This window comes from Gammaproteobacteria bacterium (assembly GCA_015709695.1).
GTDB lineage: Bacteria > Pseudomonadota > Gammaproteobacteria > Steroidobacterales.
Map to the genome: position 1 here is coordinate 1,987,558 of CP054183.1, position 24,913 is coordinate 2,012,470.

20 protein-coding genes are annotated in these 24,913 nt (G+C 72.0%); 10 read left to right on the forward strand and 10 right to left on the reverse strand.

Features of this window, described 5'->3' with window-relative positions:
• Nucleotides 1-2 precede the first annotated feature (2 nt).
• The 4 genes from HRU81_09330 to HRU81_09345 are packed head-to-tail and all read left to right on the forward strand — an operon-like array spanning nt 3 to nt 3,688.
• The gene (locus HRU81_09330) at nt 3-1,505 is read left to right on the forward strand and encodes an AMP-binding protein (GenBank protein QOJ32288.1); all 1,503 of its coding nucleotides are present in this window, start codon (nt 3-5) and stop codon (nt 1,503-1,505) included.
• Complete coding sequence (locus tag HRU81_09335; GenBank protein ID QOJ32289.1) at nt 1,480-2,181, forward strand: iron-containing redox enzyme family protein; 702 nt, start codon at nt 1,480-1,482, stop codon at nt 2,179-2,181. Before HRU81_09330 ends, HRU81_09335 begins: the two co-directional genes overlap by 26 nt.
• A complete protein-coding gene (locus tag HRU81_09340) occupies nt 2,178-3,026 on the forward strand; it encodes an SDR family oxidoreductase (protein QOJ32290.1) in 849 nt (282 codons plus the stop codon). The genes HRU81_09335 and HRU81_09340 overlap by 4 nt, the downstream gene beginning before the upstream one ends.
• The gene (locus HRU81_09345) at nt 3,023-3,688 is read left to right on the forward strand and encodes a hypothetical protein (protein QOJ32291.1); all 666 of its coding nucleotides are present in this window, start codon (nt 3,023-3,025) and stop codon (nt 3,686-3,688) included. Before HRU81_09340 ends, HRU81_09345 begins: the two co-directional genes overlap by 4 nt.
• Before the next feature lie 21 nt (nt 3,689-3,709).
• Here the strand turns inward: HRU81_09345 and HRU81_09350 are convergent, their stop codons facing one another.
• The gene (locus HRU81_09350; protein ID QOJ32292.1) at nt 3,710-7,150 is read right to left on the reverse strand and encodes a translocation/assembly module TamB domain-containing protein; all 3,441 of its coding nucleotides are present in this window, start codon (nt 7,148-7,150) and stop codon (nt 3,710-3,712) included.
• A complete protein-coding gene (locus HRU81_09355; protein ID QOJ32293.1) occupies nt 7,147-8,883 on the reverse strand; it encodes an outer membrane protein assembly factor in 1,737 nt (578 codons plus the stop codon). The genes HRU81_09350 and HRU81_09355 overlap by 4 nt, the downstream gene beginning before the upstream one ends.
• Nucleotides 8,884-8,957: 74 nt before the next feature.
• Between HRU81_09355 and HRU81_09360 the strand changes: the two genes are divergently transcribed.
• The 4 genes from HRU81_09360 (at nt 8,958) to pdxH (ending at nt 13,688) form a co-directional block, all read left to right on the forward strand.
• Nucleotides 8,958-9,851, forward strand: coding sequence for a hypothetical protein (locus HRU81_09360; protein ID QOJ32294.1), 894 nt, complete (start codon nt 8,958-8,960; stop codon nt 9,849-9,851).
• Between the two features lie 145 nt (nt 9,852-9,996).
• Nucleotides 9,997-12,120: a PAS domain S-box protein gene (locus HRU81_09365; GenBank protein QOJ32295.1), complete on the forward strand. Its 2,124-nt coding sequence runs from the start codon at nt 9,997-9,999 to the stop codon at nt 12,118-12,120.
• Between the two features lie 85 nt (nt 12,121-12,205).
• Nucleotides 12,206-12,988 (forward strand): SPOR domain-containing protein, encoded by a 783-nt coding sequence (locus tag HRU81_09370; protein ID QOJ32296.1) that lies wholly within the window; start codon nt 12,206-12,208, stop codon nt 12,986-12,988.
• A gap of 49 nt (nt 12,989-13,037) precedes the next feature.
• A complete protein-coding gene (pdxH, locus tag HRU81_09375) occupies nt 13,038-13,688 on the forward strand; it encodes a pyridoxamine 5'-phosphate oxidase (GenBank protein ID QOJ32297.1) in 651 nt (216 codons plus the stop codon).
• A gap of 1 nt (nt 13,689) precedes the next feature.
• On the opposite strand, the gene HRU81_09380 is transcribed toward pdxH, so the two are convergent.
• Genes HRU81_09380 through HRU81_09390 form a run of 3 tightly spaced genes read right to left on the reverse strand, consistent with a single transcriptional unit; the run spans nt 13,690 to nt 16,678 of the window.
• Nucleotides 13,690-14,481 carry a copper resistance protein B gene (locus HRU81_09380; protein ID QOJ32298.1) on the reverse strand — a complete coding sequence of 264 codons (792 nt, stop codon included), beginning with the start codon at nt 14,479-14,481 and terminating at the stop codon, nt 13,690-13,692.
• Nucleotides 14,474-16,237: a copper resistance system multicopper oxidase gene (locus HRU81_09385; protein QOJ32299.1), complete on the reverse strand. Its 1,764-nt coding sequence runs from the start codon at nt 16,235-16,237 to the stop codon at nt 14,474-14,476. Before HRU81_09385 ends, HRU81_09380 begins: the two co-directional genes overlap by 8 nt.
• A 51-nt stretch (nt 16,238-16,288) precedes the next feature.
• Nucleotides 16,289-16,678 (reverse strand): hypothetical protein, encoded by a 390-nt coding sequence (locus HRU81_09390; GenBank protein ID QOJ32300.1) that lies wholly within the window; start codon nt 16,676-16,678, stop codon nt 16,289-16,291.
• Nucleotides 16,679-16,818: 140 nt separating this feature from the next.
• Between HRU81_09390 and HRU81_09395 the strand changes: the two genes are divergently transcribed.
• Nucleotides 16,819-18,078 carry a class I SAM-dependent methyltransferase gene (locus HRU81_09395; protein QOJ32301.1) on the forward strand — a complete coding sequence of 420 codons (1,260 nt, stop codon included), beginning with the start codon at nt 16,819-16,821 and terminating at the stop codon, nt 18,076-18,078.
• Nucleotides 18,079-18,130: 52 nt separating this feature from the next.
• Complete coding sequence (locus tag HRU81_09400; GenBank protein ID QOJ32302.1) at nt 18,131-18,817, forward strand: DUF3313 family protein; 687 nt, start codon at nt 18,131-18,133, stop codon at nt 18,815-18,817.
• A gap of 28 nt (nt 18,818-18,845) precedes the next feature.
• On the opposite strand, the gene HRU81_09405 is transcribed toward HRU81_09400, so the two are convergent.
• The 5 genes from HRU81_09405 to HRU81_09425 form a co-directional block, all read right to left on the reverse strand.
• Entirely contained in the window at nt 18,846-19,736 is an 891-nt protein-coding gene (locus tag HRU81_09405) for a carbon-nitrogen hydrolase (GenBank protein QOJ32303.1), read from the reverse strand.
• Nucleotides 19,737-19,747: 11 nt separating this feature from the next.
• The gene (gene speA, locus HRU81_09410) at nt 19,748-21,724 is read right to left on the reverse strand and encodes a biosynthetic arginine decarboxylase (GenBank protein ID QOJ32304.1); all 1,977 of its coding nucleotides are present in this window, start codon (nt 21,722-21,724) and stop codon (nt 19,748-19,750) included.
• Nucleotides 21,725-21,746: 22 nt separating this feature from the next.
• The gene (locus tag HRU81_09415; GenBank protein QOJ32305.1) at nt 21,747-22,718 is read right to left on the reverse strand and encodes a deoxyhypusine synthase family protein; all 972 of its coding nucleotides are present in this window, start codon (nt 22,716-22,718) and stop codon (nt 21,747-21,749) included.
• A gap of 100 nt (nt 22,719-22,818) precedes the next feature.
• Nucleotides 22,819-23,877, reverse strand: a complete 1,059-nt coding sequence (locus HRU81_09420; GenBank protein QOJ32306.1) for an agmatine deiminase family protein — start codon at nt 23,875-23,877, stop codon at nt 22,819-22,821.
• 124 nt (nt 23,878-24,001) lie between these two features.
• Nucleotides 24,002-24,748, reverse strand: a complete 747-nt coding sequence (locus HRU81_09425) for a DsbA family protein (GenBank protein QOJ32307.1) — start codon at nt 24,746-24,748, stop codon at nt 24,002-24,004.
• Between the last annotated feature and the right edge of the window lie 165 nt (nt 24,749-24,913).

The following is a 24,913-nucleotide window of genomic DNA, read 5'->3' on the forward strand; positions in this document are numbered from 1 at the left end:
CGATGCGCAACCTGGCCGATGCCCTGCACCGCGCGCTGGCGGGCTTTCCGCCCGGCGCGACGGCGCTCATCGATGCCCGCGGCACGCTCGACGCCCGCGAGCTGCTCGACGAGGTTTCGCGCGAAAGCCGCTGGCTCGCCGCCTCTGGTGCGCAGCGCTTCGGCCTGCTGGCCGACAACGGGCGGGGCTGGGCGATCACCGATCTCGCCCTGCTCACCGCGGGCCGGGCCATGGTTCCCCTGCCGCAGCACTTCGGGGCCCGGCAACTGCGCCATGCGCTGGACAGCGCCGGCGTGGATGCCGTGCTCAGCGACGAGCCGGGCCGCCTGCTGGAGCTCGAAGCCGGCTTCGCCATCCGCGGGCAGCGCGCGGGCACCGGCCTGACGCTGCTCACGCGGGAGCGGGACCGGCTGGCAGCGGTCGCCTTGCCGCCCGGCACGCTCAAGGTCACCTACACCTCGGGCAGCACCGCCGAACCGAAGGGGGTCTGCCTGACCGGCGAGCACCTCGCCGCGGTGGCGGCTTCCATTGCCGGCGTCGGCCGCCGGCTCGGCCTGCGCCGCCACCTCTGCGTGCTGCCGCTGGCCACGCTGCTGGAAAATGTCGCTGGCCTGCATGCGGCCTGGCTCGCCGGGGCCTGCTGCGACCTCGGCGCGGCCGCGGCCGGCGCCATCGCCCGGGGCTCGCTCACTCCCGGCATCCTGCTGGCGGAGATCGACCGCGCGGCGCCCGAGAGCCTGATCCTGGTCCCGGAGCTGTTGCGCATCCTGGTCGCGGCCACCGGACAGGGCTGGACCGCGGCCGGCGCGAAGTTCATCGCCGTGGGCGGCGCCCGGGTCGCTCCAGGGCTGCTGCAGCAGGCGACGGAGGCCGGGCTGCCGGTGTTCGAGGGCTACGGCCTGAGCGAATGCGGCTCGGTGGTCTGCCTCAACCTGCCGGGCGCCTCGCGCCCCGGCACGGCGGGCCGGCCGCTGCCGCACGCCGCGGTGCGCGTCGATGCGCGCGGCGAGATCCACGTCGCCGGCAGCATCATGGCCGGCTACGTCGGTGATCGCGCCGCGCCGGCCGAGGTGGCCACCGGCGACCTCGGCGAACTGGACGAGGCGGGTTACCTGCGCGTCAGCGGCCGCATCAAGAACCAGATCATCACCTCGCTCGGGCGCAACCTGTCGCCGGAATGGATCGAGAGTGAACTGTGCGCCGAGCCGGCCATCGGCCAGGCGGTGGTCTTCGGCGAGGCGCGCGAGCGCCTGGTGGCGCTGCTGGCGCCGGCGCACGCGGGCCTGCCCGCGGCGGCGGTGGCGGCGGCCGTCGAACGCGCCAACCTGCGCCTGCCCGCCTACGCGCGGGTCTCCCGCCACCACCTGCTGCGCGAGCCGCTCAGCGCAGCGGCCGGGCTGCTCACCGCCAACGGGCGCCCGCGGCGCGAACGCATCCTCGCGCAGCATGGCGCCATCATCGAATCACTCTGCCTGGAGGATGAACGTGCCCACCTCACTGCCTGAACGACTCGGCCTGGCGACGCAGCGGGAGCGCGAGTTCCTGCTGTCGGCGGGCCCGATCCGCGACGCGCTGGCCGGCGTCATCACCCTGCCCCGCTACCTGGCCTTCCTCGGCGAGGCGTACCAGCACGTGCGCCACACGGTGCCGCTGCTGATGGCCGCCGGCAGCCGGCTGCCGCCGCGCCTCGGCTGGCTGCAATCGCGGGTGCTCCACTACATCGAGGAGGAAGCCGGCCACGACGCCTGGATCCTCGACGACATCCGCACCGCCGGCGGCGATGCGCAGGCGGTGCACGATGCCTGGCCCCACCCGGCGACCGACGCGCTGGTGGCCCGCGTCTACGACCAGGTGCAGCGGCGCAACCCCGTGGGCATCTTCGGCATGGTGCATGTGCTGGAAGGCACCAGTGCCGCGCTGGCGCTGCAGGCCGCCGACTGCATCCAGGCGACGCTCGGCCTGCCCGACAGCGCCTTCCGCTACCTGCGCAGCCATGGCGAACTCGACCGCGAGCACGTCCGCGACCTGGAGGCGATCCTCGTCCGCCTCGGCGACGCCGACGACCAGGCGGCCGTCATCGGCTGCGCGCGCAGCGTGTACTGGCTCTACGGCCACATGTTCCGGGCCCTGGACGAGATCCGGGCGCCCATGGCGGCCGCGCCACGCGAGGCGAGCGCATGAACCTCGGCCAGGCACGGGTGCTGGTCACCGGCGGTGCCGGCGGCATCGGCTCGGCCATCGCCGCGGAACTGCTGGCCGCCGGCGCCCGGGTGATGCTCGCCGACGTGAACGGCGAGGCGCTCGATGGCGTCGCCGGCAGACTCGGCGCGGCCGACGGCTGCCTCGCCACGGCGGTCGCCGATCTCACCGACACGGCGAGCCGCGCCAGGCTCTGCCAGCAGGCCATCGCCTGGGGCGTGAACGTCGTGGTGAACAACGCCGGCGTCAGCCACTTCGGCCTGCACGAGGAGCTGACGCCCGCGCAGCACGCGCAGACGCTGTCCATCAACATCCTGGCACCCATGCTGCTGGTGGCCGAGCTGCTGCCCCACCTGAAGCAGCAACCGCAGGCGCAGCTGCTCAACATGGGCTCGGTGTTCGGCCATATCGGCTACCCGGGCTACGCCGCCTACTCGGCCAGCAAGTTCGCGCTGCGCGGCTTCAGCGAGGCGCTGCGCCGCGAGCTGGCGGACAGCCGCGTGCGGGTGCATTACCTGGCGCCGCGCGCCACGCGCACGCCGCTGAATTCCGCGGCGGTGACCCGCATGAACGCCGAGCTGCACGTGGCCATGGACCCGCCGGCAGTCGTCGCCCGCGCCGTGCGCCGCATCCTGCAGCGCGAAATCCCGAGCGCGGTGATCGGCTGGCCCGAGAAGCTTTTCGCGCGCGTGAATGCGCTCCTGCCTGGCGTGGTGGATGGCGCCATCCGCCGGCAACTGCCCGTGATCCGCCGCCATGCGCGCCGGCAGGACACGCCATCCATGGCCGCCACGGCGGCCCCGAACCCCGGGAGTCACCCCGCATGAACCCTCGCCCGCTCCTCGCCCTCGCCCTGCTGGCCCTTGCCGCGATGCTGGTCCTGCCCGGGGGCGCTGCGCGCGCCGACGCCGCCTTCGACGCCGAATTCGACGCCGTGCGCGACGCCTGGGCCACCGCTCGTTACCAGTTGCCCGCAGACCAGCAGGAGGCGGCGTTCAAGCAGCTGATGGCGCGGTCGGCGGCGTTCGCGGACCACAACCCGCAGCGACCCGAGGCCCTGATCTGGGACGGCATCGTGCAGAGCACCTACGCCGGGGTGAATGGCGGCCTCGGCGCCCTCGGCCCTGCCCGGCGTGCGAAGGCCCGCTTCGAGGCGGCGCTGGCCATCGACGAGCGCGCGCTCGATGGCTCGGCCTGTACCAGCCTCGGCACCCTGTACCACAAGGTGCCGGGCTGGCCCATCGGCTTCGGCAATGACGACAAGGCGCGCCAGTACCTGGAGAAGGCGCTGGCAATCAGTCCCCGGGGCATAGACCCGAACTACTTCTACGGCGAGTTCCTCTACGACGAGGGTGACTATGCCCAGGCGCTCCGCTACCTGGAGGTCGCGCAGCAGGCGCCCCCGCGGCCTGGCCGCGAGCTGGCCGATTCGGGGCGCCAGGCCGAGATCAGCGCGCTCATCGGCAAGGTGCGCAAGAAACTGCACTGAAGGAGCCGCGGCAGCCGCGTCTCAGTCGCGCTCCACCGAATAGACCAGGTCGAGCGACTGGTCCTCGCCGCTCGAGGCCTCGATGCTGAGATGGCGGTTGAGGCGGTAGCGCGCCATCACGGTACCGATCTGGTTGAACAGCCCGTAGCTGAAGCGCAGGTAGAGGTCGGAACCCAGCTGCTTGCCGGCCACCACCTGGGCCTCGTTCAGCGCCCCGCCCTCCACGCCGAGCTCATCGAGCGTCACGGCACTGCCGATCGCCTGCGTCAGCGGCGAGGTCTGCTGGATGCCCAGCGCCAGCGCCGCGCCGGCCACCGCCGACTGGTCGTTCTGGCTGCCGCCCTGCATGGGATGGCCGGCGATGAGATAGGAGATCGCATCCGCCTGCGACATGGCCGGGTCGGAGAACACCTGGCTCTGCGGCCGGCTCGCCGTGCCCGACAGCTGGATGCCGGCGGTGACGCTGCGCCCCTCGTAGTCCACGCGCCGGCTGGCGCGGATATCCACCGCCGGATCGTCCAGCGGCCCGGAGAAGCCCAGCGTGCCGCGCTCGATGACCAGCTCCTTGCCATAGGCGCCGAAGCGGCCCTCCTTCAGATGCAGCACGCCGAAGCCGCGCGGCGTGCCATCCGGCGCCTGGGAGACCTTGAGGGTGCCTTCCACCAGGGTGTCGAGGCCGAAGCCCTCGATGTGCACCTTGCGGCCGAGCTCGATCTCGATCTCCCCGCCGATGACGGTGCCGATCGCGGATGCATCGGCGCGCGGCGGCCGGTCGCGCACCACGGCGTCGCGCGACGGCGATACCGCACTCTGCGGCAGCTCCCGCACCACGATCTCCGCCTGCGGGATGACGATGCGGCCCGAGCCGGCCAGGCTGCCGGGCGCGAAGTCCAGCCGCAGCTCCGGTGATACCTGCACATGGCGGTCGGGCAGGCGCACCGCATCCACGCGCTCGCCGCGCACGCGCAGCCAGCCCCGCGGCCCGCCCGCGGCCAGCGGCTGCAGCTCGCCATCGATGCCGAGCCTGCCGCCGGCCATGGCACTGCCGTCGATGCGCAGCGTCTCGCTGCCATCACCCAGTAGCGCCAGCTCGATGGCCTCGAGCTTCACGCCGAGATCCGGCAGGGCGACCGTGCCGTCACGCAGGCGTGCGGCGCCGGCAAGCCGCGGCGCGCGCAGACTGCCGCTCGCCTGGACATCGAGCGTCACCCGTCCCGTCACCTCCGACATATCGACGTCGCCGGCCAGCAGCGGCACCAGCGGCGCGATGTCCGGGAGGCCACCGGTGAGCTGTGCCTCCAGCGGAGCGTCGACGCCCGGCAGCCCCAGCATGCGCGCCTGGGCGGAGAGCTGCAGGCCCTCCTGGCCCTGGATGCTGAAGCGCAGCTCTCCGGCCTGCGGCGCCAGGCTGGCGTCGGCCTCGACCACCGGCAGCGTGGTGACCAGCGGCTCGTCGCCGCCGGTGTAGTAGACCGTGGTGCCCTGCTGCCGCCAGTGCAGCTCGGCGCGGGCGCCGTCCGCCGCCAGGCTCGCGAGCAGATCCGCCTGCGCGCGGCCGGTGACGGCCAGGTCCTCGCCCAGCCAGCGGTTGAAGCGCGCCAGGTCCAGCTCGCGCAGCCCGGCCGCAAGCACCGCCTCGCGCGGCGTCCAGTGCGCGCGGCTGATGCAGAGCGAGCTGGGCGCCTGCTCCCAGCAATGGGCGCCGACTTCGGCCTGGGTCGCGGCGAGCACCAGCTCGGGTTCGCCCGCGAGGCGCCAGGTTCCGGCCGCATCGGCGGTGATCGATGCGGCCTCGAGCCGGTGGCGCAGCGCCGTGCCGTCCCAGCGCCCCTCGCTGGCCAGCGTCAGCGCCACCGGACCGCCGCGCAATGCCGCGTGCAGCCGGTGCGCATCCAGCGTGCCATCGACCCGGGCCTCGAGGTCGCCCAGCGCCTGGTCGCCGCTGCGGATGCCGCGGGCGTCGAGGTCCAGGTCCGTCTGCTGGCGGCGATCGACCTGCAGCCGCAGCTCGGCCTCGGCCACGCTGTTCCCTTCGAACACCAGCGAGCGCGCCTGCGCCTGCAGGCTGACCACCGGACGCAGCCGCGTGCCCGCCAGGGTCGCATGGCCCGCCAGCCGGCCCGCGAGCCCCGGCCAGAGCAGCGCCAGGTCCGGTGCATCGAACGCGAAGCGGCCGGCCAGCCGCGTGCCGATGCTGCCGTGGGCATCGAGGTGATTGGGGCCGGCACGCAGGGCGAGCCTGTCGAAGCCCAGCGTGCCATCGGCATAGCTCAGCACCCCGGTTCCGGCCAGCGGCCGGCCCATGAGGCGGCCCTGCAGCTGCACGATATCCAGGCGCAGCGGCAGCTCGGGCGCCATCGCCAGCCGCAACCGGCCGGAGAGGCGGCCATCGAGACCGGGGCGGAAGGCGGCGGTATCCACCTCGCGGGCGATGATGTCCAGGCGCAGCCGCGGGCCCGCGGCGGCGCCGGCGGCCGGCAGGTCGACGACGCCGCGGGTGGCCAGCCGGCCGCTCGCGCCCTCCATCCTGGCCTGCTCGATGACGACCTGGCTGGCGTTGCCATGGGCCCGCGCCGTCGCGGCCAGCGGCGGCAGCAGGGCACCCGCCAGCTGCGCCTGCAGCGTGGCCTGCCAGTCGTCCAGCACTCCCGAAAGGCCGAGCTGCCCGGCGCGCGCCTCGACCCGCCCCAGGCCCGGCAGCTCGCGCGCCAGCGACGCCCAGCTCGCGCTGGCCACGAGGCGTGGCTTCGTCGCCAGGTCATGCAGCGTCGCCAGCACGGTGACCGGCTCCGGCACGCGGATCGCCTGCGCCACCCGCAGCTCGTCGAGGTTGCCCTGCACGGTGCCCGCACCCGACAGCTGCTGCGCCGGCAGGCTCCAGCCGAGACGCGCCTGCAGCGGCAGCGGCGCCCGCAGCTCCGCCTGGCCGGCCAGCTGCACGACCAGGCCGGCGAACTCCCCGCGCGCCTGCTTCAGCAGCAGCTGCGAGCCGCGCAGGCGAGCCGAGGCATGCAGCCCGGTGAGCGTCCAGGATTCATCGCCGCGGCGAATTTCCAGCGTCGCCACCGCAAGCTGTCGCAGCCGCAGCGGCACCGGCGTGCGCAGTGTGGGCATCAGGAACGGTTCATCCGGGCCGGGCGGGGGCAGGTCCACCGCCACGCGCCCCGCCGCCAGCCGGTCGGCCTGCAGGCGGCCGCGGAGCAATGCCGACGGGCGCAGCACCAGCTCGAGCTGCTCGACGCGCACCGCCAGCCCCCCGGCGCGGATCTCCATGCGCCCGACGCGCAGCCCGCCGGCCAGGCTGCCGTCGACATCCTGCAAGGCCAGCACGCCGCCGCTGAACGCCTCCGCCCGCTGCGCCAGCCAGCGGGCACCCGCGCTGGTGCCGGTGAGCAGCAGCACGCCGCCGGCCAGCACGGCCACCAGCAGCAGCAACAACGCGGCCAGCCAGCGGCCGATCACAGGTCGGGCCCCAGGGTGACGTGCAGGCGCCAGCTGTCCGGGGCATCCTTGTCCAGCGGGACGGCGATGTCGACGCGTATCGGGCCGAGCGGTGAATACCAGCGCAGGCCGCCGCCGACGCCGGTCTTCAGCGTCAGGCCGGAGAAGTCGTCGAAGGCGTTGCCGGAATCGATGAACGCCGCCACCGACCAGTTGCCCCAGACACGCTGGTCCACCTCGGCGCTGCCGACCAGCTTGTGGCTGCCGCCGACCACCAGGCCCTGGTCGTCGGTGGGACCGAGCGATTCGTAGTCATAGCCGCGCACGCTGTAGTCGCCGCCGACGAAGTAGCGCACCGAGGCCGGCAGGGTGCGGAACTGGTCCATGAGCGTGGCGCCCGCCTCGGCGCGCAGCAGCAGGCGCCCGCCCGGCCAGACGGGCACGATCAGCTTGCCGAAGATGTCCGCCTGCAGGAACTCGGAATCCGAGCCGATCAGCTCCGTGGTGCCGCTGACCTTGAAGCTGAAGCGATGGCCCTTGTCGGGGCGGGTGATGGCCGGGCTGTTCGGGAAGGCATGGGTCCAGCTCAGGCCGGGGATCAGCAGGAACTCGCGGCTCTTGTCGTCGGCGATGGTGTATTCCTCGACGCTGGCATCGATGAACCGCGTCTCGATCCAGTCCGCGGGACGTCGCCGGAACTCCTTGAGCCCGATCTTGTAGGTGTCGGCGCGCTTGGACGCGGTGTCCTCGTACTTGAAGCCCGCGTCGATGCTCAGCCACTCGACGCGCGGGTCCCGGCGCGGCAGCCGATAGCTGACGCCGACGATCGACTCCACTTTCGACAGGTCCATGCTGCTGTCGAACTGGTGGCCGGACTCGTTCAGGCGGCGGTTGGTGTAGCCGGCGCGGAACTTCAGGCCCTTGTCCGTGGAATAGCCGGTGCCCAGGGTATAGACCTGCCGCTTGGCGGCCGCGAGCGTCACCGAGACGGGCACCGTCAGGTCCGGCGGTGGCTGGGGGCTGGTGCGCAGGTCCACCGAGGAGAAATAGCCGGTGGCGAGCAGGGCGTTGTAGAAATCGCTGACCTTGGTGCCGTCGTAGGCATCGCCGGGCCGGAAATCGACGAAACGCTCGACCAGGTCGGGGCGCACCACGTCCTGGTGGAAGGTCACCGCGCCGAAGTGGTATCGCGGCCCGGAATCGTAGTGCAGCACGATGTCCGCGGCGTTCTCCCGCGTGTAGATGTCGATGCGGCTCTCGGGAAAGCGGGCGGCGAAGTAGCCGCGCTGCCGGGCCAGGTCACCCAGGGCCTTCTTCAGGCGCTCGTAGTCGGCATGGTCCAGCTGGTCGCCGGGCGCCAGTTGCCCGGACCTGAGCAGCCGCTGGAATTCCCGGTCGCCGGCCGCCTCGCCGGTCACCGCCACATCGACCTTGCGCAGCCGCACCGGCTCGCCGGGCTCGATGCCGATGTTCACCAGCCAGCAGCCGGACTTCACGCTGCTGTCGATGCGGATCGTCGGGTTGTAGTAGCCGTAGGCCTCCAGCGCCTCGCGGATTTCCGGGTCGGCCTTGCGTGTCAGCCGCCGCACCCGCCAGGAGGGCGCATCGCAGGCCGTTGCGGCGAGCGTCAGATGCGCCATGACGTTGTCGCGCAGCTTGCCGCGCACGCCGCTGACCTCGACCTTGGCCGGGGCGGCGGTCCAGGCAAGCAGGAGGCAACAGAAGAAACCGGTGGCGGCTCGCGGCGGAAGCATCTGCAGCCAGCATACCCGCTGGCCCGGCCGCCGACACCGTTGACCCGGCTCCCACGCTTGGGTTAACTGCCGCCATGATGCACATGTCATCGCGGCCGGCGCGCCTGCTGGCGTGGCTGGGCCTGTTCGCCGCCTCCGCGGCCGGCGCGAACACCGTGCCGGGCTGGTCCCGCCTGGAGTTCGTCGCCGCGAAGTTCTTCATGACGGCCCGGGCCGATGTCGAGGTGCGCCGGCTGCCCGCGGCCGAAGTCACCCCGGCGCTGCTCGCCACGCCCGAGGGTCGTCCGGTGCAGCCCGGCAGCGAGGTGCTCGAGCTGGTCTACCGGGCGAGCGGCTTCGGCCGCGAATCGGTCACCACGCTGTGGGCCGACCCGGCCAGCGGCGCCACCCTGCAGAGGACCGAACTCGACAGCGGCAGCCGCCAGCGCTGGCGCAGCTACCGCTTCACCGACATCGGCGCCTACCACTTCAGCCGCTGGCCGGCCACCGACGCCGAGAAGCCCTTGCCGCCGGAACGCTGGACCGAGCGCACGCAGGGGTTGCGCGCCTACCCCGCCGCGGCCGTGGGCCAGGCCGTGACCGAACCGACCATGCTGCTGTGGCTGGCAGCGGCCGGCGACTACCAGCGCGCCGGCGACCGCGGCGAAGTGCTGACCTTCTCGCGCAAGCGCGTGAACCGCGTCACCATCGAGGTCACCGGCCGGCGCGCCGTCCGCGTGGACTTCGAGGAACGCTCGGCCACCGGCAGCCGCCAGAGGAAGGACAGCGTGGATGCGATCGTCATGCGCATCCGCGGCCAGCCCATCGACGCCGGCGCCGATGGCGACGAGGACTTCGAGCTGCTCGGCCTGCGCGGCGACCTCGAGCTGCTGGTCGATCCGGTCGCCCGGCTGCCGCTGCAACTGAGCGGCAACGTGAAGATCGCCGGCCACGTCACGGCACGCCTGCGCCGCGCCCGGCTCCGCTGAACGGCACCTGCGCCCCGCGTGAACTGCCGCACGGAGCCGTTGACCGGCTTGCGGCATCCTTGCGTTCTGTCAAAAGGACCGGACGCCGGCGGGCCAGCCCCTGACCCGCCGCGACCCGGCCAGCCGTGGCAGGGAGCAAGGGCGCGTGGACTTCTGGCGGTTTGCGGACCAGGACAGCCTCGGAGGGATCATCGCCCTGATCCCGTCGCTTGCCCGTTCACCGGCCTGGCTGGTCGCCATCGCCGGCTGCCTGCTCCTCGCCTTCCTCGTCTGGCGCACCATCCGTGCCCTGCAGGCGCGGCTCACCCGGGCCGGCACGGCAGTCCGCGACGGCGAAGCGCGCAACCGCGCGGTCGTCGACGCCATGCTCGATGCCCACCTCGTCGTCGACCGCCGCGGCATCGTCAGCAGCTTCAACCCGGCCGCCGAGGAAGTCTTCGGCTGGCCGGCCGCGGAGATCATCGGCCAGCCGGTGAGCCTGCTGATCAACGACGGCGGCCTGGCGGCGCGCCAGGACTGGAACCAGCGCAGCGACTGGATGGCGGCCCAGCCCCGCACGCGCCGGCGCTGGGTGCATCCGCGTGCCGGGCGCCGGCGTGACGGCACGCTGTTCCCGCTGGAGATTTCCATCAGCGACTTCAGCGTGGATGGCAGGCAGCTGTTCAGCTGCACCATTCGCGACCTGAGCGCGCGCTGGGACCAGGAGGCGCGGCTGCGGCGCCTGGCGGCGGCGATCGAATGCGCCGGCGATGCCATCGCCATCATGGGTGCCGACCAGCGCATGCAGTACGTCAACGCGCAGTACGAGCGCCAGACCGGCTACCTGCGCGACGAGGTGCTGGGCCAGAAGCCGGGCCACGGTGGCGACGCCGACGAGGTCTATGCCGGCATCCGGGACGCCGTGGGCCAGGGCTGCGCCTGGACCGGCCGGGTCCGCAGCCATCGCCGCGACGGGTCCAGCTACGACGAGGAGCTGACGGTGACGCCGGTGCTCGATGCCGGCGGTGCGCTGTCGGCCTATGTTGCGGTGCTGCGCGACGTCACCCGGCGCATCGAGGCGGACCTCGAGCGGCACCGGCTGGCCGAAGCGCTGCGCCACTGCGCCGACAGCATCGAGATCATCGATGCCCAGGGGCGCATCGTCTACCTGAACGCCGCCTGCGAGGCCAGCACGGGCCAGCGCCTGGACGAGGTGCGGGGCAGCCGCCCGGAAGCGCTGCGCGACTTCGGCGCCGACGCCGCGAGCTACGAGGACATGCTGAATACCGTCTTCCGCGGTGGCCGCGCCTGGTCCGGCACACTGAAGGTCATCACCGCGGATGGCGAGCTGCGCGAGGAGGACACGACCGTCTCGCCGATGCGCGACGACCGTGACCGCATCACCGGCTACATCGTCGTCAAGCGCGATGCCGCGGAACGCCGCCGCCTTGAGGCCCAGGCCCGGCAGCGCGACAAGCTGCACACCATCGGCGAAATCGCCGGCGGCATCGCCACCGGGATCGGTGACCCGCTGCGGGCCATCGGCGAGCGGCTGCAGAGGCTCGAGCGCGCCTTCGGCGGCCTCGATGCCCTGCTGGCGGACCTCACCGCCCTCGCGGGCGACAGCAGGCCGGTGCCTCCCGCCACGCTGGCCGGCTGCCTGCAGCGCGCGGATGCCGACTTCCTGCGCCGCGAGATCCGCGGCATGCTCGCGCAGTCCGGCGAAGGCCTGGAACGCGTGGCCGGCATCGTCGAGGCCATGCGCGAGATCGCCGGCACCAGCCACGGCGACGAGAAGACTGCGGCCGACCTCAACCGCACCATCCGCAGCACCGTCACCGTGGCCACCGCCGAGTGGGAACCGGTGGCGGAGCTGCACGCCGACCTCGATCCGCGGCTGCCGCCCGTGCGCTGCGTGGTGGCCGACATCAGCCTGATGCTGCTCGACCTGCTGGTGACCTGCGCCGGCGCCATCGCCGCCGGCAATGCCGGCGGGCTGCGCGGCAAGGGCATCATCACCGTGGGCACCCGCCATCTGGGTGACTGGGCAGAGATCCGCATCGGCCATACCGGCCACGGCCTGTCGCCGGAGGCGCGCCGCGCCCTGTTCGACCGGCGTGTCGGGCCGGAGAATCCGGTGCTGGCGATGGCGCACGAGGTCGTCGTGCAGAAGCATGGCGGCAGCATCACGCTGGACACCGGTGGCGCGGCGCACCACGGCGTGGTGGCGGAGTTCATCATCCGCCTGCCGCTGGAGGCCGGCGCCGGCAGCTCGCGCACGGCGGCCTGAGTCCCGGCCGGCGTCTGTTCAAAGACGCGGCCGAAGCAGATAATCCCCGCCGTTGTCGTGTGCGCCCCACGGGGGAGGAAGATCCATGAAGACATGGCGGCTGGCCGTTGCGACGGCGGCGATCGCGTTCATTGCAGCCTGCAGCAGTCCCGAAGGCGACTGGAAGAAGGCCGAAGCCGAGAACACCGAAGCGGCCTACCAGGCCTTCCTCGACCGGCACCCCGAGGGCGAGTGGGCGCAGAAGGCCCAGGCCCAGCTCGACGCCATCAAGGACACCCGCGACTGGGAGAACGCCCAGAGCGCCGATGCCATCGAGGGCTACAACAACTACCTGCTGGCACACCCGACCGGCGCCCACATGGGCGAGGCGCGCCAGCGCATCTCGGACCTCGAGACCGAGGCGGCCTGGCAGACCGCGCAGTCCGCGGGCACCCGCGAAGCGATCGAGGACTTCCTCATCCGCTATGCCGATGCGCCGCAGGCCGAGCAGGCGCGCACGCGCCTTGCCGAGCTGAATCCGCCGCCGGCTCCGGCGCCCGAAGTGCAGGCGAAACCCGCGGTCCGGCCCGCCGGCAGGGCGGCACCGGCCAAGCCGGCGTCGGGCAAGGCGGGCGGCACGGCGACGCCGCCCGCCGGCAACTACCAGGTGCAACTCGGTGCCTTCAGCACGATGGACAAGGCGCAGGCCGGGAAGGCACGGCTGGAGAAGAGCTACCGCTCGGTGGTGGGCCCGCTCAGCGTGCAGAAGCCATCCGGCGGCGAGGCGGTCTACCGGGTGAAGTCGGCGGGCATGACCGAGGCGGCGGCGCGCTCGGCGTGCCAGTCGCTGAAGCGCTCGGGCCAGGACTGCGTGGTGGTGCAGCGCTAGCGGCGGAGACGCCGCCGGCGCGGGACCCGCGCAGGACCAGCACAGGCACATGGCCGACACCCGCCAGGACCTCGCCGACCTGCGCCGGGAATTCCGCGGCCAGCCCCTGCGCCGTGCCGAGCTGGATGCCGATCCCTTCGTCCAGTTCGACCGCTGGTTCCGCGAGGCGACCCGCGCCGCGGTACCGGAGCCCAATGCCATGTGCCTGGCCACGGTGGCCGCCGATGGCCAGCCCTCCTCGCGGACCGTGCTGCTGAAGTTCTACGACCGCTCGGGCTTCGTCTTCTACACCAACTACGGCAGCCGCAAGGCCCGCGAGATCGAAGCGAACCCGCGGGTGGCGCTGCTGCTGTTCTGGCCGGAGCTGTTCCGCCAGGTGAAGATCCGCGGCCACGCCAGCCGCTGCAGCAGCGCCGAGAGCCTCGCGTACTTCCTGCGCCGGCCGCGCGACAGCCAGCTCGGCGCCTGGGTGTCCAGCCAGAGCCAGGTCATCTCCTCGCGCGCGGTGCTGCAGGAGAAATTCGCCGAGATGAAGCGCCGGTTCGCCGCCGGCGAGGTGCCGCTGCCCTCCTTCTGGGGCGGCTACCGCGTGGTCCCGCAGGACATCGAGTTCTGGCAGGGCCAGGAAAGCCGCCTCCACGACCGCTTTGCCTACAGCCGTGAAGGCGACGCCTGGCGCATCGAGCGCCTCGCACCCTGAATCAGAACCAGAAGCGCAGGCCGGCGACGAAGCGCCGGTCGCTGGTGCCTTCGCCCTCCTCCCTGGCGAGATCGGCGCTGTCGCCGTGGATGCCGGCCCACTCGATGCCGATGTAGGGCGCGAACTCGCGGCGCCATTCGTAGCGCAGCCGCAGCCCGCTGCTGACTTCGCCGATGCCCGAACCGATGCCGGCACGCGGGTCGTCATCACTCCAGGCCTCGGCCTCGGCCCGCGCGGCGAGGATCAGGCGGTTGGTGAACAGCCACTCGTACTCCGCCTGCAGCCGCAGGCCGAGCTGGCCGCCTTCGCCGAGGTAGCCGGTCGCCTCGACATGGAACCACTGCGGGGCGAGGCCCTGCAGGCCCAGGGCCACGTAGGTCCGCGAGGCATCGGCCCCGGTGTCCTGGCGCAGGCCACCGACGAAGTCCCACCACGCCGCCACCGGCTGCCCGTAGAGCAGCTCGGCACGGTTCTCCACCCGCGAGCCGCGCACGTGCTCGCCCTCGTCGCGCAACCACAGGCGGTGCATGTCGCTGCCGTACCAGCCGATGACATCCCAGGCGAGGGCGTCGGTGCCATCGCGTGCCTGCCACTCCAGCTCTTCCGCGCGCAACGAGCCGTCCATCTGCGCGCCGTGCATGTCGTCGTGGAAGCCGGCGGGCATCGCCGGGAATGCGGCAGCGCGCTCCTCCGGCGTGACCGCCGGGGCCCCGCGCGCGGGGGCGGCAATGGCGACGAGCAGCGACGCCGCGACCGCCGCCAGGGCCGTCCTGCTGTGGATGGGATCAACCATGGCGGCTCTCCTCGTCGACGATGACCTCGCGGAACATGCCGTTGGTCATGTGCAGCATCAGGTGGCAGTGATAGGCCCAGCGGCCGAGCGCATCGGCGCTGATCCGGTAGCTGAGCGCATGGCCGGGCTTGATGCTCACCGTGTGCTTGCGCAGCTTGAACGCGCCGGACTCGTCCTCGAGGTCGGACCACATGCCGTGCAGGTGCATGGGGTGCTCCATCATGGTGTCGTTGACCAGGCGGATGCGCAGCCGCTCGCCGTAGGCGAAGCGCAGCGGGCCGGCGTCGGCGTAGGGCACGCCGTCGAAGGACCAGATGTAGCGGCCCATGTGGCCGGTGAGGTGCAGCTCCAGCGTGCGGCCCGGGTCGCGGCCATCCGGGTCGGCGAAGCGGCTGGCGAGGTCGGCGTAGGTCAGCACGCGCCGGCCGTTGTCGCGCAGGCCGACGCCGGGGTCATCGAGGCGCGTCGAGGGCGCCTCGGCGCGCATGTCGACGGTCGGGCCGAACTCCGTCGCTGCATGTGCCTGCGGGGCCGCCGCGCCGGGCATCGTGTGCCCCTCGTGGCCCTCGTGCCCCGCATGCCCGGCATGCGGATCGGCCGCGGCATGCCCGCCGTGGCCCATGTCCGCCATGGTCAGCAGCGGCCGCGGATCGGGGGCGGGCACCGCGGCGCTCATCCCGGGGCGCGGCGCGAGCGTGCCGCGGGCAAAGCCGCTGCGGTCCATGGACTGCGCGAACACCGTGTAGGCCTCCGCATCCGGCGGCGCCACCACGACATCGAGCGTCTCGCCCGGCCCGATGCGGAATTCCTCCACGGTCACCTGTTCCACCGGCTGGCCGTCGGCGGCGATGACGGTCATCGGCAGGCCGGGAATGCGCACGTCGAAATAGGTCATGGCGCCGGCGTTGATGAAGCGCAGGCGCACGCGCTCGCCGGGCCGGAACAGCCCGGTCCAGTTGCCTGCCGGCGTCGTGCCGTTCATCAGGTAGGTGTAGGCGCCGCCGCCGACGTCGGCGAGGTCCGTCGGCGTCATGCGCATGCCGCCCCAGGCGATGCGGTCCGCCAGCGTGGCACCGAGGCCGTCGCGGCCGATGTCGCGGAAGAAGTCGCCCACGGTGCGCTGGCCGTGGTTGTAGTAGTCGCCCTGCACCTTGAGGCGATGCACGATGCGCCGCGGGTCCTCGTCGCTCCAGTCGGAGAGCATCACCACATGGTCGCGCTCCACGCCGTCGGGGTCGGCATCCCGCGGCAGCACCACCAGCGGTCCGTAGACTCCGGTCTGCTCCTGGTGGCCGGAGTGGCTGTGGTACCAGTAGGTGCCGGCCTGGCGGACGCGAAAGCGGTACTCGAAGCTCCCGCCAGGCAGGATGCCGGGGAAGCTGAAACCCGGCACGCCGTCCATCGCCGCCGGCACCAGCATGCCGTGCCAGTGGATGGAGGTCGGCTCGGCGAGATGGTTGCTGACGCGGATGCGCACGGTGTCGCCTTCGCGCCAGCGAAGCAGCGGCGCCGGCAGCAGCCCGTTGATGACCGTGGCGATGCTGCGCCTGCCGGTGAAGTTCACGGCGGCAGGGGCGATGTCCAGGTCGAACTCCGTGCCCGAAAGCACGCCCGGTGATGAGGCCATGCCGGTATCGGCACGGCTGCGGCCGGCAACCCCCGCGACGCCGGCCAGGGCGATCCCCTGGACGAAGCGGCGGCGGCTCAGGCCGGCAGGGTGGATGGATGGGGCACGCGGGCCCCGCTCGATGTTCATGACTGACCTCCTCGGCTGGAAACGCGGAACGGAAACGCGTCGCGAGGAGGGCTAATTGCTCAGGCTGCAGAAGAGGATGTGCGCGGGTGGCCCGGTTCCGCCGCGGGGTGCGGCCTCGCCGGTACGCAGGGCCAGGCGGCCGGCGTCGGCCATGGTGAAGCCGGCGTGCTGGAACGTGGCGGCCGGCATTGCCAGGCCGGCGGTCGCCAGCGCCCCGTCGTGACCGCAATCCGCCGCGACCATGGTGTGGCAGGGCATGCCGGCCATGGGCGCGGCATGCTCGGCACCGCCCGCATGATGGCAGTGGGACATCGCCTGCGGGGCCTGCGCGGCCAGGCAGGGCTGGGCGATGACACCCAGCCAGGCGAGCAGCGCCAGCGCCCAGACCCGGCGGCCGGCGATGCTGCGGATGCGCAGTGCGTTGAGGGACAGGGCGGGCATGTCGGGGCAGACGTTATAGGCGCCGGGCGGAAAAATCCATCGACCGGCGCAAGACCGGCTGCCGGACATGCCCGACTTGACCCCGTCGGCCGGGCTCCTACCATGGGGCGGGGAATGGCACGCCGACCAGCGAGGTCGCGATGGCAGCCGGTTCCGACGAGGCTCTCCACAAGCGGCCGGCAGCCGCGCCCGATGGCGCCCTGCTCCGCTTCTTCCGTCGCCAGGTCCTGGCACGACTGGCGAGGCTGGAGCGCGGCCGGCTCACCGTCACCGATGCCATGGGCCGCGCCGAGTTCGGCGGCGGCGACGGCAACAGCGCCGGGCTGCGCATCGCCGATCTCTCGGCCTACGCCGACATCGTCCGCCGCGGCACCATCGGCGCCGCCGAGGCCTACATGCAGGGCAAGTGGACGGCGAGCGACCTCACGGCGCTGGTGCGCCTGATGGTGGCGAACCGCGAGACCATGGAGGGCATCGAGGCCGGGCTGGCCCGCCTCGTGGCGCCCGTGCAGCGGCTGTCGCACTGGTGGCGGCGCAACACGCGGCGGCAGGCCAGGCGCAACATCGGCGCCCACTACGACCTCGGCAACGAGTTCTACGCGCTGTTCCTCGACGCCACCATGAGCTACTCCGCCGGCATCTTCCCGGGTCCGGCGAGCAGCCTCGAGGAAGCCGCAGTCCACAAGCTCGACCTCATCTGCCGCAAGCTCGACCTTCGGCCCGGCGACCACCTGCTCGAGATCGGCACCGGCTGGGGCGGACTGGCGCTGCACGCGGCCAGCCGCTGCGGCTGCCGCGTCACCACCACCACCCTGTCCGCACGCCAGCGGGAGTATGCGCAGGCCCGGGTGCGGGCGGCGGGCCTGGAAGGGCGCGTCACCGTGCTCGACCGCGACTACCGCGATCTGGAGGGCCAGTTCGACAAGCTGGTGTCGGTGGAGATGATCGAGGCAGTGGGGCTCGGCTTCCTCGACGAATACTTCCGTGTGTGCAATGCGCGGCTGCGCCCGGGCGGACGCATGCTGCTGCAGGGCATCGTCATCGCCGACCAGCTCTACGAGCAGGCACGCCGTTCGGTGGACTTCATCCAGCAATACATCTTCCCCGGTGGCGCCCTGCCCTCGCTCGCCGCCATCCAGGCCGCGGTGGCTCGCAGCACGGAGCTGCGCGCGGTGGGGCTGCAGGACATCGGCGAGCACTATGCCCGCACGCTGCGCGAGTGGCGGCGCCGGTTCATGGCGCAGCTGCCGGCGGTGCGCCAGCTCGGTTTCGGCGAGGAGTTCATCCGCATGTGGGAGTTCTACCTCGCCTACTGCGAGGGCGGCTTCCTCGAGCGCAGCATCAGCGACGTGCAGCTGGTCCTGGACAAGCCTGGCGGCGTGCAGCCGCTCCCCGCCTGAAGCGGCGGGAACGCGGCGCGGGGCGCGCGGTCAGAGGCGCTACCGGAGGTACATGGCCATGAATATCCGCCTCGCTGCAGTGCTGCTGGCCACCCTGCTCGACCTGGGCGCCGGCGCGGCCGGCCAGGCCGCGACCCCGGCCGAAGCAGGGCTGGATGTGCGCAATCCCCGGCTCGAGATCCGCTGGAACAGCGATGTGCGGCCGGCGTCGTTCGACAAGATCATGCTGGCGCCGGTGGAACTGCAGTTCCGCGAGGTGGCGCCGCTGGCCGGCCCGCCGGGGGCGCCTGGCACGCGCAGCGAGTTTCCGGTCACCGGGCGCGACCGTGAAGCGCTCGGCCGCGACGTCAACCGCATCTTCCGCGAGGAGCTGTCGAAGTCGAAGCACTTCAGCCTGGTCGAGGAAGCGGGCGCGGGCGTGCTGGTGCTGCAACCGGCGCTGCGCGACATCGTGTCGCGGATGCCGCCGGAGGAGCCGCCGGGACGTTCCGAGGTGCTGCTCGACAGCGTCGGCGAGGCGACGCTGGTGGTCACGCTGGTCGACGGCGCCAGCGGCCAGGTGCTCGGCACCGCCACCGACCGGCGCAATGCCGAGGGCAGCGGCGGCTACGGCGACTTCGGCGCCGTGCGCGGCAACGCCGTCGGTGTCACCCAGGAGGTGCGCCGCGTGGTCCGCAGCTGGGGCATGAGCCTCGACCGGCGCGTCGAGCAGCTGTACTTCGCCGCCAAGCCGCGCTGAGCGGCCTGGCGCAAGGCGCGCTGCCCGCTCAGCCCGCCTCGTCGATGAAGCGCCGCGTGATGCCGTCGTAGGCGTCGATGCGCCGGTCGCGCAGGAACGGCCAGCCCTGCCGCTGGCGCTCGATCTCGTCGAGATCGATCTCGGCCATCAGCACCTCTTCCCGGTCCGCCGCGGCGCGGCCGATGACGCGCCCATCCGGCCCGGCGACGAAGCTCTGTCCCCAGAACTCGATGCCGCCCGTGCCGCCCGGTTCCGGCTCGAAGCCGCTGCGGTTGATGGCCACGACGAAGCAGCCGTTGGCGATGGCATGGGCGCGCTGGATGGTCTCCCAGGCCGCATGCTGGCGCTCGCCGACCGCCGCCTTCTCCTCCGGGTGCCAGCCGATGGCGGTCGGATAGATGAGGATGCCGGCGCCCTGCAGTGCCGTCAGGCGCGCCGCCTCCGGGTACCACTGGTCCCAGCACACCAGCACGCCGAGGCGACCGGCCGCGGTGTCGTGCACGCGGAAGCCGAGGTCGCCCGGGGTGAAGTAATACTTCTCGTAGTAGCGCGGATCGTCGGGGATGTGCATCTTGCGGTAGGTGCCGACCAGTCCGCGCGCGCCGTCGAGCACGGCCGCGGTGTTGTGGTACAGCCCGGGTGCGCGCCGCTCGAACAGCGACAGCACGATGGTCGCCCCGTGCGCGGCGGCGAGCCGCGCGAAGGCCTCGGTGCTCGGCCCGGGGATCGCCTCCGCCAGCCCGAACTGGCCGGCGTCCTCCGTCTGGCAGAAATAGCGGGAGCGAAACAGCTCCGGCAGGCAGACCAGCCGGGCGCCGTCGCGCAGGGCGCCGGCGGTGAGGTCCAGCGCATGCTGCAGGTTGGCGGCCGGGTCCGCGCCCATCCGCATCTGCACCAGTGCCAGCCTGAGCTTTGCCATCTGCGGGTCCCTCAGCCTGCGTTGCAGTAGGTGGTCTCGCTGAAGCAGGCGGTGTACTGGTCGAGGATCTGCATGCCGACGCCGGGACGCACCTGGCCGGCATCGATCTTGCGGCGCACCAGCTCGCTCATGCGGCGGCTGAGCTCGTTGGGGAAGTACTGCACCTGGGCCAGCATCTCGTTGACGGTCATGCCGGGGATCTGCTTCTCGATCCAGAAATTGCCGGGCTCCTCGGCATCCGCGTACACGTGCACCTCCGGCACCCGGCCGAAGAGGTTGTGCGTGTCACCCATGATGTCCTGGTAGGCGCCCACCAGGAAGATGCCGATGTAGTACGGCACCTCAGGCTGCAGCGCGTGCATCGGCAGGAAGCTCTTGTCGTCGAGCGCGGAGATGTAGTTGCTGACCTTGCCGTCGGAATCGCAGGTCAGGTCGACCACCACGCCGCGGCGCCCCGGGCTCTCCTCGAGGCGGTCGATGGGCATGATGGGAAAGCCCTGGCCGATGGCCCAGTGGTCAAGCATCGACTGGAACACCGAGAAGTTGCAGAGGTAGAGGTCGGTGAGCCGCTCCTCCAGCTCGGCGAGCTCGGCCGGCACCGGATCGAGCTCGGCGGCACGCAGCCCGGGGAGGATCTCGCGGCACACGCCCCAGTACAGGCGCTGCACGGCGGCCAGCTGCTCCAGCGCCAGGTAGCCGAGCGAGAACAGCTGGTCGGCCTCGTTGCGCAGGTCCTTGGCATCGTGGTACGCCTCGAGGAGCTCCTCCGGCTTGCTGTGGCGGCGGCGCAGGCCGTCGAGGATCTTCTTCATGCCCTTGGCGGTCTTGTGCGGCTTGTCCGGCAGCTCGCCATCCTGCTGCTGGTCGGGGTGGTGGGTGCCGAGCACCGGCACGATCAGCACCGAGTGGTGCGCGGTGATGGCGCGCCCGCTCTCCGAAACCAGCACCGGCGGGGCCACCTCGCGTGCCTCGCAGACCTCCTTGACGGCGTAGACCACGGCGTTGGCATATTCCTGCAGCCCGTAGTTGATGCCGTCCTCGTCGCGGGCATAGCCGGCGCCGTAGTTCACGCCCAGGCCGCCGCCGACGTCGAGGTGGGTGACGCCGATACCGCGCTTCACCAGGCTCACGTACACCTGGCAGGCCTCGGTGACGGCCTTCTTCAGCACCTGGATGTCGGCGATCTGGCTGCCGAGGTGGAAGTGCAGCAGCTGCAGGCCGTCGCGGCAATCGCGCCGCTCCAGCTCCTGCACCATGCGCAGCAGCTCGGGCATGGCGATGCCGAACTTCGAGCGCGCGCCGGCGGACTCGAACCAGCGGCCGGAACCCTGGGTGGCGAGGCGGATGCGCGCCGCGAGCCGCGGCTTGACGCCGGCGGCATCCGCCAGCGCGATCAGCTGCTCGAACTCCGAATACTTCTCGACGATCGGCAGCACGTTCTGGCCGAGCTGCTGCGCCGAGAGGATCAGCTGCAGCATGGAACGGTCCTTGACGCCGTTGCAGAGGAGCAGGCGGCCGTTGTCGATGTGCGGCAGCGAGGCCACCAGCTCCGCCTTCGATCCGCACTCCAGGCCCATGCCCCAGGGCTTGCCGGCGTCGAGCACCTCCTCGACCACCTCGTGCATCTGGTTGACCTTGATGGGATACACGCCGCGGTAGACATTGCCGTAGCCGGATTCGGCCACCGCCGCGGCGAAGGCCTCGTTGAGGCGGCGCACGCGGGCGCGCAGCACGTCCTGGAAGCGGATCAGCACCGGGAAGCCGGCGTTGCGCCGGCGGATCTCGGCCACCACCTCGACCAGGTCGATGGCGACGTCGTTGTCGGGCAGGTGACGCACCGAGGCGTGGCCCTGCTCGTTGATGAAGAAGAACCCCTCGCCCCAGGCGTCGATGCGATAGAGCTCTGCCGAGCGCTCGATCGACCACGGCTCCGGGGCCGGGGGCGGCACTTCCTCACGGCTGGCGGCACTGCTGCGGGACTTGGCCATCTTGCGCGGTCTCCCCTGGCGTCTACTGCCCCAGCACGCAGGCAAAGATGAGCGGCGCCACGATGGTGGCGTCCGATTCGATGATGAACTTCGGCGTCTCGGCCGCGAGCTTGCCCCAGGTGATCTTCTCGTTCGGCACCGCGCCGGAGTAGGAGCCGTAGCTGGTGGTCGAATCGCTGATCTGGCAGAAGTAGCCCCAGCGCGGGATGTCGTGGATGCGCAGGTCCTGCTCCAGCATGGGCACCACGCAGATGGGGAAATCCCCGGCGATGCCGCCGCCGATCTGGAAGAAGCCGATGGAGTGCCGGCGGCAGGTGGCCTGGTACCACTTCGCCAGCTCCATCATGTACTCGATGCCGGTGCGCACCGTGTGCACGTTCTTCACCTCGCCGCTGATCACGTGGCTGGCGAAGATGTTGCCGAGCGTGGAGTCCTCCCAGCCCGGGACGATGATCGGCAGGTTCTTCTCGCAGGCGGCGAGCAGCCAGCTGTCGCGGGGATCGATCTGGTAGTGCTGGCGCAGGCTGCCCGAGCGCAGGATGCGGTAGAAGAACTCGTGGGGGAAATACGCCTCGCCCCGGCGGTCGGCACCCATCCACTCGTCGAGCACCACCTTCTCCAGGCGGCGGATGGCCTCCTCCTCCGGGATGCAGGTGTCGGTCACCCGGTTGAGGTGGCGGGCGAGCAGCGCCTCCTCGTCGGCCGCCGTGAGCTCGCGGTAGTGCGGGATGCGCAGGTAGTGCTCGTGGGCCACGAGGTTGAAGATGTCCTCCTCGAGGTTGGCCCCGGTGCAGCAGATGGCGTGCACCTTGTCCCGGCGGATCATCTCCGCCAGCGAGCGGCCGAGCTCCGCCGTGCTCATGGCACCGGCCAGGGTCACCAGCATCTGCCCGCCGCTGTCGAGGTGGCGGACCCAGGCGTCGGCCGCATCGACCAGCGACGCGGCATTGAAATGCCGGTAATGGTGGTGGATGAACTCGCTGATCGTGCCCATCTGTCCTCTCACTCGCTGTTTCAGCTGCAGCAGCGTGCCGGTGTTAGCTTATTGACTTTCGCCCAAGCGAAAGTCAATAAGCTAACACCGGCACCACCTCTCACGCCGGCACCTGCTGCGTCAGGCAGTGCAGGGTGCCGAGGCCGACGACGACGTCGCGGCAGTCCACCGGCACCACGCGCCGCCCGGGAAAGCAGCCGGCGAGCGTCGCCGCCGCCGCCTCGTCCGCGGGGCAGCCGAACACCGGCAGCAGCACCACCTGGTTGCCGATGTAGAAATTGGCATAGCTGGCCGGCAGGCGCATGCCCTCCCGCTCCAGTGGCCGGGGCATCGGCAGCTCGATGACCCGCAGCGCGCGGCCGTCCGCCAGGCGCATCGCCGCGAGGCGCGCGCTGTTCTCGCGCAGCGCGGCATAGTTGGCGTCCGCGGGGTCGGCTTCCACCACCGTGACCACCGTATCCTCGGCGACGAAGCGCGTCAGGTCGTCGATATGGCCGTCGGTGTCGTCGCCGACGATGCCCTCCCCCAGCCACAGCACCTGGTCGATGCCGAGATTCTCGCGCAGGCGCCGCTCGATGTCCGCCCGCGACAGCCGCGGATTGCGGTTGGGGTTGAGCAGGCATTGCTCGGTGGTGAGCAGCGTCCCGGCGCCGTTGACCTCGATGGAGCCGCCCTCGAGGATCATGTCCACGGTCCGGTGCGGCACGCCGAGCCGGGCGGCCATGTGGCGCGGCATGGCGTCGTCGAGGTCGAAGGGCGGGTACTTGCCACCCCAGGCGTTGTAGCCGAAGTCGAGCGCCAGCAGTGGCGTGTCGGCATCCGGGCGGGTGACGAAGATCGCGCCGTGGTCCCGGCACCAGGCGTCGTTGGTCGGCTGGCGGTGCAGGCGCAGCTGGCCCGCGCTGGCGCCGGCAGCCGCCAGCAGGCCGGCGACATGGCGCTCGTGGCGCTCGTCGAGCACGTTGACGTGCACCCTCTCGCCCTCGCTCAGCGCCGCCACGGCACCGGCCAGCGCCCGTTCCGCCGCGGCGAGCGCGCCCGGCCAGGTGTCGGGGTTGTGCGGCCAGGACAGCCAGGTCGCCTGGTGCGGGGCCCACTCCGCCGGCATGCGGTAGCCGCCGGCGGCGGGCGTCGGCGCTGATGAAGTGGCGCTGCTCATGCGCTGGATCACCCCTTGGCATCCGGTCCGTCACCGGCCGGAGTGGAGACAGTCGCGGGCCAAATGCCCGCGGGAAGGCCGCGCACTATAGGTCAGCTGCGAGGGGTGTCAATACGCGGACGGGCTAGCGCGCGGCCGTGCCGAGATAGCGCGCCAGCACCTTCTCGAAGGCGGCGTAGTCCTCGTCGCCCTGCAGGAGCCGGCCGCGGGCGACATCGCCGGCGCTGGCGCCCACCAGGAAGCTCGGCGTGCCGCGGGCACCGGCGGCGCGGGCCGCGGCGATGCCGGCGTCGAGCCACGCCTGGTGGTGATCGGCCGCGCGGCAGGCATCGAACCGGTCGGCGTCCAGGCCGAGGCGCCGCGCCTGCGCCGCGAGCTCCGCGTCGCCCAGCAGGCCACCCGCATCCAGCAGCGCATCGTGCATCTCCCAGTAGCGGTCCTGCTCGCCGGCGCAGGCCGCGGCGATGGCGGCCGGACGCGAGCGGTCGTGCTTGCGCAGCGGGAAATCCACGGCCACGTAGCGCACCTTGCCGGTGTCCACGTAGTTCGCCTTCAGTTTCGGCCAGGTGTCGTGGGCATAGCCCTGGCAGAAGGGGCACTCGTAGTCGATGAACTCGACGATGGTCACCGGCGCCGCCGGGTCGCCGAGCATCGGCCGACCGCGGATGTCCACCTGCGGGATCAGCGCCGCGAGATCCGGCGGCGGCCGGCCCGGATTGCTGCCCAGCCCCAGGCTCGAGCCGTATTCGGGTGCCGGGCTGGCCGGCGGCGCGGGCGCCGGAGCGGGTGCCGGCTCGGCCCGGCCGGTGGCGGCCAGCAGCGTGGCGAGCAGCGTCATCGACAGGACCACGGGCAGCAGCGGCTTGGGCATGGGGCCAGGCTCCGGACAGGGGACGGCGCCGAGTATACGCAAGCGCCTCGCCGACTCCCTGCCCGGCCCAGGGATGCGGCCCCGTCCCCGCAGCCTGTGACGCCCGGCGCAACCCCGTGCCCGCGGCTCGGCTAGAATCGCCCTGAGTTCGATTCCGGGATGCCT